Annotated in this window: 10 protein-coding genes; 5 read left to right on the top strand and 5 right to left on the bottom strand. The window is 36.3% G+C overall.

The annotated features are described in order from the left end of the window. Positions 1-143 precede the first annotated feature (143 nt). The 5 genes from mgtE to AABL85_RS00990 form a co-directional block, all read right to left on the bottom strand. Complete coding sequence (mgtE, locus tag AABL85_RS00970) at positions 144-1,541, bottom strand: magnesium transporter (protein ID WP_006262522.1); 1,398 nt, start codon at positions 1,539-1,541, stop codon at positions 144-146. 21 nt (positions 1,542-1,562) lie between these two features. Further along, positions 1,563-2,258, bottom strand: a complete 696-nt coding sequence (locus AABL85_RS00975) for an MgtC/SapB family protein (RefSeq protein ID WP_006257810.1) — start codon at positions 2,256-2,258, stop codon at positions 1,563-1,565. A gap of 505 nt (positions 2,259-2,763) precedes the next feature. After that, the gene (locus AABL85_RS00980; protein WP_131540438.1) at positions 2,764-4,122 is read right to left on the bottom strand and encodes a HAMP domain-containing sensor histidine kinase; all 1,359 of its coding nucleotides are present in this window, start codon (positions 4,120-4,122) and stop codon (positions 2,764-2,766) included. Then, positions 4,112-4,831, bottom strand: coding sequence for a response regulator transcription factor (locus AABL85_RS00985; protein ID WP_131540437.1), 720 nt, complete (start codon positions 4,829-4,831; stop codon positions 4,112-4,114). The genes AABL85_RS00980 and AABL85_RS00985 overlap by 11 nt, the downstream gene beginning before the upstream one ends. A gap of 170 nt (positions 4,832-5,001) precedes the next feature. Beyond that, a complete protein-coding gene (locus AABL85_RS00990; RefSeq protein WP_006262518.1) occupies positions 5,002-5,337 on the bottom strand; it encodes a single-stranded DNA-binding protein in 336 nt (111 codons plus the stop codon). 162 nt (positions 5,338-5,499) lie between these two features. On the opposite strand from AABL85_RS00990, the gene AABL85_RS00995 reads away from it, so the two are divergent. The 5 genes from AABL85_RS00995 to AABL85_RS01015 all read left to right on the top strand — a co-directional run bounded on the left by AABL85_RS00995 (position 5,500) and on the right by AABL85_RS01015 (position 11,424). After that, positions 5,500-7,026, top strand: a complete 1,527-nt coding sequence (locus AABL85_RS00995) for a bifunctional GNAT family N-acetyltransferase/carbon-nitrogen hydrolase family protein (protein ID WP_006257814.1) — start codon at positions 5,500-5,502, stop codon at positions 7,024-7,026. A 232-nt stretch (positions 7,027-7,258) separates the two neighbouring features. Beyond that, complete coding sequence (locus AABL85_RS01000; RefSeq protein ID WP_286414895.1) at positions 7,259-8,353, top strand: PCMD domain-containing protein; 1,095 nt, start codon at positions 7,259-7,261, stop codon at positions 8,351-8,353. Between the two features lies 1 nt (position 8,354). Further along, a complete protein-coding gene (locus tag AABL85_RS01005; RefSeq protein WP_341308938.1) occupies positions 8,355-9,143 on the top strand; it encodes a porin family protein in 789 nt (262 codons plus the stop codon). A gap of 318 nt (positions 9,144-9,461) precedes the next feature. Beyond that, a complete protein-coding gene (locus tag AABL85_RS01010; protein WP_341308857.1) occupies positions 9,462-10,601 on the top strand; it encodes a PCMD domain-containing protein in 1,140 nt (379 codons plus the stop codon). A gap of 28 nt (positions 10,602-10,629) precedes the next feature. Continuing rightward, complete coding sequence (locus AABL85_RS01015) at positions 10,630-11,424, top strand: porin family protein (protein ID WP_341308858.1); 795 nt, start codon at positions 10,630-10,632, stop codon at positions 11,422-11,424. Positions 11,425-11,435: the final 11 nt, after the last annotated feature.

The raw sequence follows: 11,435 nt of genomic DNA on the forward strand, positions 1-11,435 counted from the left end.
CTTCATAATACGGAGATTCCATATTAAATAACGAAGCATTTTATGAATTTTTATTATCCTTCTGCTGACAGATCGCATCGAGAGCGTAATTTTTGCATTATTTTTTATATAATTTATGTTAAGTATAATCTACAATAACCGTGCTACTTTAAGTTAAAAAAATGAGCTGCTATACTAAAGTAAATCAATAGCCCTGAGATGTCTACAATCGTAGTGATAGCTGGGCTAGCTGCTACTGCAGGGTCTCCATTAAACCTGCGAACCAACATCGGTAACAAAGCTCCTATTATCGTAGAGGTAATCACCTGTAGCGACAGGGCTAACGCGATCACTCCTCCTATGGACGCTAGTGTATAACCTGTCGGAATCTCTGTCCCCCAGTTTAGAAACACTACGATACCAAAAGCGACTAAACCAAGAAAACAAGATAACATCAACGCTATCCTTAGCTCTTTCCACAATACCTTTAGCCATGACTTTACTGTAATCTGCCCTAATGCCAGTGATCTGATCACTACTGTCGCAGATTGACTTCCTGCATTACCTCCTGTAGAGGCAATCATCGGCATGTATAAGGCTAGAATCATCAGTTGCATTAATGTCGCTTCATAACTGTAGATGATCATCCCAGCACCTATCCCAATCACTGCTAGTGTCACAAGCCAAAACACTCTCTTCTTAAAATGGTTGAATATACTCGTCTGATTATAATCAGACTCCTCATTCGTACCGATGATTCCCATGAAGCGTTCCATATCTTCTGTATGTTCTGCTTGTATCACATCTAGCGCCTCATCATGTGTCACTATTCCTACTAGCTGTTTCTTATCGTTTAGTATCGGCAAGGCTACTAGCTGATACTTATCTATTTTCTTTGCTACCGACTCACTACTATCACTTAAAAAACCAAATACAAACTCTGTATGTAATTCGTCCTTAACTAATACATCAGGCTCAGCTATGATTAAATCTTTTAAAGTAATAAAACCTACTAAAGTCTTATCCTCATTCACTACATATACATAGTATATCGTCTTTTTAGAAGGAGAGTCTTTGCGCACTTGTTGTATCGCTTCGAAGCACGTCATATCTTTAGACACTGTAGCGAAATCTGTAATCATAATACCACCTGCTGTATGCGCAGGATACGAACTAAGTGCTAGTACATTCTCACGTATATTCTTCGTCAGATAAGGCAGTAAGTCTACCTGCTCCTGCTGTGTCATCAGCTGAAACAGATCTGCTCTAGCATCTGATGGCATCTCTTCGAATATCCTAGCGAATAGCTTCTTACTCACTCTCTGAAAGAATCCTAACTGCTTCACCAATGGAAATTCTGCAAAAATCTCCCCTTGCTCTGCTATTGTAAACTCATTAAACACAAGAACCAAATCATCATTAGCCACTCTGCTCAGTAGCTCGCTGATGTCGATAATAGGCATCTTCTTGATCACAGGCAGCATCATCGTTATCTTCTCCATACTGTTCATATCAGTTGCTATCTTCTGTAGATTTTTTAAATCTCTGTTATGCATTCTCATAATACCTCAGTTTTTAATAGATTAATACGCTGTCAATTCCCATGTCACTTCTGATACTCCATATTCTAAAGAAACTTTACTAGTAATCTGTTCTAGAATATCATCTTTCTTACCGATGCATAGTATCTCAAACTTCAGATACGAAAAAGCAGGATTGCCATTATCTGTACTTTTTAACGAACGCAACTGAAGGTCTTTCTGAGCGCGCAGATTCTCTAAGACCATTACTCTGATGTGATTCTCTACTTGTTCTTTACATCCTACGATAATCTCGTAATGAACCTCAGCTGAGTCTGTCTCACTCTCAAAAGAGAGTTTATTAATCATATTACCAATAGGTCTAAGCGAAATATGTGCTAATAAAATCAATACTGTCATCGCTATCGCTTCCATCCATAAGCCTACTGCACACATAGACCCTACTGAAGCCGAACACCAGATCGTTGCAGCAGTATTTAGTCCACGGATACTGAATCCGTCTTTCATAATCACTCCAGCTCCTAAGAATCCGATACCACTCACTACATAAGAGGCTACTCTACCCACAGCCATATCACCGATGGTATATGCCATCAACACAAAGCCTGCTGCACCGATACTCACTAACGTATTGGTTCTTAGACCTGCACTTTTTTGTCTCACTTGTCTCTCTGCCCCGATAAGAGCTCCTAAAATAAAAGCAAGAGCTAATCTTCCTATAAATACTGTAATTAACATGATAACTATTTTTTTTTGCTCTTTCTGAGCTACATTGTTATCATGCATATTCAGAAAGAAGGTTTAACATTCCCGTTTGACTAATGTGGATTCTGTTTCCATCTCTTATTTTTTTTTGACTTGGCAAAAGTAGGTATTACCCTTCCTAGAGGCTATTAGAAAGCTTTTAGAAAAAAATTAGAATCCTATTAGAATACCCACATATAGTATCCCAAAAACAATAAAATCATCACTCCCTTTGATACTCTCGCTTTGACCAGTCCTAAATTGACTGATCGCATAGTGGTCGCATAGTGATGGGATAGTGGTCGCATAATTTTAGCCTATTTTAATGCAATCACTATGGTATCACTAGCCGACCACATGCCGATCGTCCCTACCCAAAAAGAGCAGAAAAAATATTTATCAAGAATAGAATACCTTCTAATTACTAATAAAAATGGAAAACAACACCACAAAAAAAAGCACCCCTACTAGGAGTGCTTTCTACTATTATTTGGTTATACTATAAGGTTATAGTAAACTCTGTACCTTTATTTATCTCTGAAGTGACTGTAATAGTACCTTTATGTAAGTCAATAACTTTCTTGGTCAAGGAGAGTCCGATACCATTTCCGTCTAAGTGCTTTCCGTTCTCACCTCTAAAGAATGGCTTAAAGATCCCATCTAGATCCTCTGCACTCATCCCTAACCCTTCATCTGCTATCTTGATCACTACTGCATTATTCAGATTAGAAATACTCACCTTACCGTGATGATTATCAGAGTACTTACACGCATTCTCTAGTAAGTTAATAATAGCTACTTCGAGTAAGTAAGGGTTTGCTCGTACCGTCACTAACTCTTCGCTGTCTATCTCTTCATCTATCATAAAGCTGAAGGTATATCCAGCATTACCCCTCTGTATCTTCTGGCAGGCATCTAATATTACTTCATCTATTCTAGTAGGCTTGAATACAATCTCGGTAGGATCATAACTCGCCTTCGCAAAGTCTAGTAAACTATTTGATAATCTAACCAATTTCTTCGCATCTGATAAGGCGTTCTCTATCGTTCTGATATAGCTAGCGGTGTCTTGTTCTTTAGACAGTGATAATTCTAACTCTGCTATCACTGCTGCTAGTGGAGTGCGTAGCTCATGTGAGATATTCGACACGAACTGCTTCTGCGAATCAAAAGACTGTTCTAGTCGGTCTAGCATCGTATTAAATGTATTTCCTAATCGACTCAGCTCATCCTGATTAGCCTTAGTACTCACACGCAAATCTAGATTAGTAGCAGTGATATTATTAATCTCTTCGTTCATTAGCTTCAATGGACGTAGGACACGCTCTGCAAAGAAACTTCCCACAAAGAAAATAACAATCAAGGACACAATACTCAACACTAGTATCGTCAGAAAAAGATTGTGCAACTTCGTATATCCGTACTGATCTAGAGCGATGGCTGTGATTACATAGTCCTTACCTCCACTGTTATACACTATACCGATCACCTGCCAGTCATCTTGGAATAGGTGTACACGCCCTTGTGAAGCGATCTGATCGATCATCTCTTTAGTCTCCTTGACACTATCGATCTCTTCTGCATCGTGATATAATAGATTAAAGTCAAAATCATATACAGCTACCTGCACCTCATTGATGACTTCATTATTATATCTGTATATCTTATGTAGTGTAGATGACTTTACCTCTGTCTCTAGATATAGCTTAGCCTTAGTGATAGCTTCCTTCTCTAACTCTTCAAAGAACTCCACTTCCCTATTCTTAGACGAAGACCAATACACTACTACAGCAAATACTAATAATATAGATGCCACTAGTAAGGTAAACAATAAGGTAAGTCTAGTCTTAATTCTCATTACTCTTTAGTATAAATCCCATACCAGATTTGGTATGAATCACTTTCTTAGAAGGGTCTATTTCTATCTTTTTGCGCAGATAGTTGATGTATACATCGATAAAATTAGTACCTGTATCGAAATGTGTATCCCATACTTTCTCAGAAATCTCTGTTCTAGATAGTACACGTTCAGGATTCTCCATCATATACTGCAGTAGGTTAAACTCTTTAGGAGTCAGATGTATCTCTTGTCCGTTTCTCTTAAATACCTTTTCGTTTAGGTCTAATTCTAAATCTGCATATTTTAAAAGATGAGCGTCAGTAGACTGTATATGTTCGAAGCGCTTAAGCAATGCACGTATACGTACATAAAGTTCTCTTAGCTCAAATGGTTTGACTAAATAATCATCTGCCCCTGCATCGAATCCCTCTACCTTATCATCTGTAGTACCTAGTGCTGTCAGCATAATGATAGGGATATGAGGTAAGGTAGCCTTAATGTCCTTACACAGATCTATACCATTTATTTTAGGTAAGATTACGTCTGTTATGATTAGAGCATACGGTTTCTGAAAGGCAAGTTTTTTCCCTAAGTATCCGTCATAAGCTACATCTACTTCAAAGTTTTGTTCCTCTAGACTGCGCTGAAGTAATTCTGCTACGCGAATATCATCTTCGATAACTAATATTTTATCCACTGTATTACTACTTAAATTATCCTGTAGCAAGGTAAGGCTTTTTTAAAAAATGAGATGTAAGACTTTAATTATAAAGTTAAATAACACTGTACTAAATAGTTATTCAATTCCTTTCTAAGAGCTATCTACAAAGGATTAATACCAAAAAAAGTCGCTCAATATTCACAAGAATTTTGAGCGACAACAGAAATAATAAAACTTTACTTACTGCCTAGAAAAACTAATTCTGAAACAGCAATTTCGGTAACATAGCGCTGATTACCATCTTTATCTTCAAAGCTACGATTAACTAACTTACCTTCGACAGCAATTTCTTTTCCTTTATTAACAAACTTTTCAACAATGTCAGCTAGCTTCCCCCACACAGTAATATTATGCCAATTACAAGATTCTACTCGTTCTCCTGCATCGTTATAATACACATCATTTATAGCAAGTGAGAAGGTAGCACGCTTTTTATTTGATTCATACATTTTCACTTCTGGATCTTGTCCAACCCTGCCAATTAATTGCACTTTGTTTTTTATTGAACTCATAACTGTTTTTTTTAATAGTTAATATTTTATTACATATAGCTTTATTCAATAAAAACAATATCAAAAATAGCCCCATTTTTTAACACTTATTTGAATATTTAACCAAACTTCTCATTTACTTTGTTTTCTTTTATTCGTAAATTGCAAACAAAAAAATTCATTATGGAAACTACTATCAATAAAGTAGAATTAAGAAATTTATTAATTGACGATTATTTAGAGCTAAAAAAATCAATGCTCGAATCATACCAAGGGCTAGAAGATTCGTACTGGAACAAAGATGAAATCGAACAATTATTAGAAGTCTTTCCAGAAGGACAGCTTGTCGTTTTAGTAGATGGTGTTGTAGTAGGGTCAGCTTTGTCACTTATTATAGATGAAAAACAGGCAATGTCTGCACATACCTATGAGCAGATTACAGGATATTCTACTTTTAGCACACATAATCCGGAAGGAAATGTACTATACGGTATAGACGTATTCATCCATCCTAAGTATAGAGGACTTAGATTAGGAAGAAGGTTATATGATGCACGTAAAGAAATGTGTGAACAATTAAACCTAAAATCTATCGTATTCGCAGGGCGTATCCCTAAATACTCTAAATATGCAGATGAGCTAACGCCTAAGCAATATCTAGAAAAAGTAAAAACAAAAGAAATACACGATCCAGTGATGTCATTCCAGATGGCTAACGACTTCCACATGGTACGCCTAATGCGCAATTACCTAGAGGGAGACACGAGCTCTAAGGAATATGCAGTGCTTCTAGAGTGGAATAATATCTACTATGAGAAAGATGTACAGCTGATCAATGCTAAAAAAAGTGTGATCAGACTAGGTCTGATACAGTGGCAAATGAGACCGCTAAACGATCTACAAGAGTTCTTCGATCAGGCAGAATTCTTTATCAATGCAGTATCTGACTATGAGAGTGACTTCGCTATGTTCCCAGAGTTATTCACAGCACCACTTATGGCTGACTATAACCACTTATCTGAGGCAGATGCAATACGTGAATTAGCGAGATATACTGACTCTATACGCAAAAAGTTTCAGGAGTTTGCTATCTCGTATAATATCAATATCATCACAGGAAGTATGCCGTACCTAGTAGATGGTATCTTATATAACGTAGGATTCTTATGTAAGCGAGATGGTACATATGAGATGTATTCTAAGATTCATATCACTCCTAACGAAGTACACTACTGGGGTATGAGAGGAGGATCTAAGATACAGACCTTCGATACAGACTGTGGTAAGATTGGTATCATGATATGTTATGATGTGGAGTTCCCAGAATTGTCTAGATTACTAGCAGATCAAGGGATGGATATCTTATTCGTTCCATTCCTTACAGATACGCAGAATGGATATACTCGTGTGAGAAACTGTGCTGCTGCTAGAGCGATCGAGAATGAGTGTTATGTAGCGATAGCTGGATGTGTGGGTAACCTACCGAAGGTGAATAATATGGATATTCAGTTCGCTCAGGCAGCTGTACTTACTCCTTCTGACTTTGCCTTCCCAACAAATGGAGTAAAAGCAGAAGCAACACCTAATACAGAAATGACACTTATCGTAGATGTGGATGTAGACTTACTAAAAGAACTACACGAGCACGGTAGTGTACGTATCAAAAAAGATAGACGTACGGATCTATATCAAACTAGAGCTCTGAAATAATACAATCCAATATATACTAACTAAGGGATGATCTGAATGGTCATCCCTTTTTTATTGTACAAAAAACTAATAATCAAACCACTAAAAAATCATCTTTTAGATAAATAATCAGAACAATATATTTATTTTTATCTCGATTATGACAGAGAATATAGGGTATCTAAATGAAGAAGACATCATACTAAAACTAACTGTGGCAAGAATATTGTTATCCCAATAAAAAAAGACTTATATGAATCAGTACATTAAAGCCTTCTTACTGCTAACCCCACTAATCTTCTCATCATGTATCAAGGATGAGGAACTAGATACGAATGCAGACATTCTAGAGGCATATATTCCTTCTGAGTATCTAAAGACAGATCCTATTATCACGAATACGTCTGTAGAGTTTAGAGTAAAAGCGAATGTTGATTTAGAAAAACAAACGCCATTCTTTATCATTTCGCCTAATGCTACTATGGATCCACCTAATGGCACAACAAGGGATTTCAGAAATAGTCAGGAAGTCATCATAACTGCACAAGATCAAAGTTGGAAAAAGAAGTATATCGTTAGTTTCACGAGTGATGAGCTAAGTACATTATACACCTTTAACAATGCAGAGCTTACAAATAAAAACAGGTATTATAGATTCTACGAAATAGGCTCTAATGGAGATAAAATACACGACTGGGATAGTGGTAATGAGGGATACTCTACTGTGGCTGGAAACACTCCTCCAGAAGGATACCCTACTACAATAGCGCCTGGTAGAAGAGGTGGTCTGTCTGTAAAGATGCAGACGGTCTATACTTCTAAAACGGGTCAGATAGCTGGTAACCCTATAGCTGCGGGTAACTTATTCCTTGGAACCTTTAAGCTCAATCCTCTATTTCCTATTAAGTCTACCAAGTTTGGGCTGCCCTACACAGGTGAGCTACCTACTAGTCTAAGAGGTTCGTTTAAATACACTGCTGGTAAGATCGTGACAGATAGTAATTATAACGAGATACCAGGTGCTAAAGACACTTTTGATATCTATGCAATCTTATTTGAGACACAAAAGAAAAACAACTTCCTAGCAGGTGATCACGCTTTTAAAGACCCTAGAAATGTAGCTATCGCTAGAATAGAAGCTAAAGATAGAATAGAGACGAACTTGTGGACGGAGTTTAATGTTCCGTTTGTGCTAGTACCTGGTAAGACCTATGATCCACAGAAAGATTATATACTCGCTATCGTGATGACATCTAGTATAGATGGAGCGGACTTTAAGGGCGCAGTAGGCAGTACACTGCTAGTAGACGAGATAGAGTTAGTTTATGAAAAAGATAATAAGGAATAAGATGGGATTACTACAGAGATATAGTATTTGTTTAATCCTATTGATAGGATTAAACACAGTGTCTTTCGCTCAAACAAAAGACACAACAGGATTTAAAGCTTTCTTTAAGGAAAATATAGAATATCAACTAAGAGGACAATTCAGCATAGGAGGAAGTACTCCACTCGGTATGCCTGCTGAGATACGAGAGATCAATAGTTATAACCCTACATTGCAATTAGGACTAGAACTAAATGTAACTAAATGGCTGAGTAATGACCATAAATGGGGAGTCCGTACAGGACTGCGCATGGAAGGTAGAGGTATGAAAACAGATGCTCGTGTAAAGAACTATTATACTCAGATAGATGGTGGTGATGGGAAACAAACCAAAGGGTACTTCACAGGAAATGTAAAAACTACTATGAAAAACTCTTATATCACCTTCCCTGTATTAGTAGCCTATAATGCGTCTGATAACTGGAATGCCTATGGAGGACTGTATCTATCAGGCTTAATAGACAAGGACTTTACAGGATATGTGTATGATGGAGTATTAAGAGAAGGTACGCCTATCGGTACACCTGTAGAATTTGAAGGAGATGCTAAAGGAGACTATGACTTCTCGGAGAACCTCAACAGATTTCAATATGGAGTACAAGTAGGAGGTGAATACAAACTAAATACCCATTTCCGCATATTCTCAGATCTAAACTGGGGGTTGAATGGTGTATTTAAAAAAGACTTTGATGCTATCTCCTTTAAAATGTATAATATTTACTTAAATCTCGGTTTTGGGTATACGTTCTAACGTTAAAAAAACATTAAACTATGAAGGTCAATCGTATAGATTGACCTTTATTATTTAAAAACCATTTGAAACATTCTCATAGTGTCTTTCGTTTTCTCAATGAATAGGTAAACTTTAAGACTACAAAAAAACGAATTGATTATATTAATATCAAAAAAGACAGTTGTTCTCATATCCTTAACGTATTTAAAGGAAACGGCTATTGGAGTGATAATCCTTATCTTTGTACGTTCATTTGTTATTTGACCGTTAATTAAACATTAAGTTATCATTAAATAGCAAGCAATAATTTTATATAACATAAATAATACAATACTTATGAGAATAAACTACTTATTATTCGCCCTATTAACAACCATAGGGATCACGTTCTCGTCTTGTATAAAAGATGAGGCAGACACAATGGAATCAGACATTACTTCTGCAACAATTGAAGATGCAAATAAGTTCTTACTTACTACTCCAACAATTACTAATAATAATGTATTCTTTAGACTTCTTCCTGACGTAGACGAAAGAGAGTTCGCACCACTATTTAAATTATCGGACGGAGCAACTATTACTCCTGAAAATGGATCAAAACAAAACTTCTCTAAAGGACCAATACAATACGTTATTACATCACAAGATGGTAAATGGAAAAAAGCATACAATGTAAGCTTCTTGACAAATACGTTTATCACACATTATGATTTTGAGAATGTACACACAGAAGTAACTGAAGGGCCTGATGGACAATACCACGAATTCTTCGAAGTACTTCCTGATGGTATGATAAAATACGACTGGGCTAGTGGTAACCAAGGTTATAATATGCTAGCTGAAACACTACTAGAAGACGACCAAGAATTATCTCCAGCAGTGTACCCGACTTTCTCTATTAATGATGGGTACAAAGGTAAAGGAGTAAAAATGGTAACTAGAAGTACTGGACCTCTTGGTAGTATGATGGGGTCTCCTATCGCGGCAGGAAACTTATACTTAGGTACTTTTAACTTCACATTCCCAGCTATTAAATCTACAAGATTTGGTATTCCATATAGTACAGGAATTAATATGCCTAAAACATTAAAAGGATACTATAAATATAAAGCAGGAAAAGACTTTACAATCACAAGCAAAGAAGGATCTGCACTAACTAAAGATGCATGGGATGCGTATGCTATTATCTTTGAAAAAGGAGATAATCCTAAAAAAGAATTCTTAGCAGGTGATCACAAATTCTTAGATCCTAGGATGGTTGCTATCGCAAGATTAGACGATAAGAACAGAGTTGAAACTGATGAATGGACAAAATTTGAAATCCCATTCCAAATGGTAGAGGGAAAAACTTTTGATCCGAAGGCTAACTATATGATTGCTATCGTATTCTCTGCAAGTGTGGAAGGAGATATCTTCAATGGAGCTGTTGGTAGTACTCTACAAATTGATGAAGTTGAATTAGACTTCGATAAGTAATATTAGTACAATAGATAATTAAGAGACAATGAAAAAAATATTATATACGTTAGTATTATCATTAGGAGTACTGACTGCTACTTCTGCACAAAATCAAGAAGAACCAAAAGCATCAGACAAAAATTCTTTTGAAAAATTCTTTACAGAAAATATGGACTACCAAGTAAGAGCACACTTTAGTATAGGTGGTTCTTCTCCTCTAGGTCTTCCAAAAGAAATAAGAAAAATCAATAGTTATAACCCAGGTCTACAGTTAGGATTAGAAGCTAATGCTACAAAATGGTTAACTGATGACAAACAATGGGGAGTTCGTTTAGGTCTTCGCTTTGAAAGTAAAGGGATGACAACAAAGGCCAATGTAAAAGGTTACTTAACAGAGATTATACAAGACAACTCTAAAGTAAGAGGTTACTTCACAGGAGATGTAAAAACGAAGGTAAGAAATACTTATCTAACAGTTCCTGTAAATGTGGTGTACTCTATCAATGATAACTGGAATATCTATGGAGGTTTATACTTCTCAGCTTTAATAGACAAAACATTTGATGGATATGTATCGAATGGTCATCTAAGACAAACTGATCCTAACGGTATTAAATTAACTTTCGAAGATGATAGTAGTGCTCCTTATGACTTCTCTGATGAAGTACGTAAATTCCAATGGGGTACTCAAGTAGGTGCTGAGTGGAAGATGAATAAACACTTCTTTTTACTAGGAGAATTATCTTATGGATTTAATGGAGTATTAAATAGTGATTTTGACGCTATATCATTCTCTATGCACAATATATACTTAAACTTAGGATTTGGGTACCAATTCTAATTGAAGTGTCT

The organism is Myroides odoratimimus (genome assembly GCF_038039805.1).
GTDB lineage: Bacteria > Bacteroidota > Bacteroidia > Flavobacteriales > Flavobacteriaceae > Flavobacterium > Flavobacterium odoratimimum_B.